The sequence below is a fragment of the Monashia sp. HAY1-5C genome (genome assembly GCF_056755255.1).
Genome location: NZ_JBPGXG010000679.1, coordinates 1 through 242 on the forward strand (window position 1 = coordinate 1; position 242 = coordinate 242).

General features: G+C 41.7%; 1 protein-coding gene. It reads left to right on the forward strand.

What is annotated here, in order from left to right; all coding sequences use genetic code 11:
- On the forward strand, positions 1 to 242 hold a 242-nt coding region (locus tag ACR9ZK_RS23170; RefSeq protein WP_481344262.1), incomplete at both ends, for an efflux RND transporter permease subunit.

The window sequence follows — 242 nt, forward strand, 5'->3', positions numbered from 1 at the left end:
GTTATGACGTATCAAGATTTCTGGATGCTTCCATTGAAAAAGTAGTGCATACTTTGTTTGAAGCATTTATTTTGGTAGCAATTGTGGTATTCCTTTTCCTGGGTGACTGGCGTTCAACATTGATTCCTGCGCTGGCAGTTCCTGTGTCATTGGTTGGTACATTTGCTGTGATGTCAGCCTTCGGAATTACATTAAATATGATCTCGCTCTTTGCGCTTGTAATGGCAATCGGGGTTGTGGTA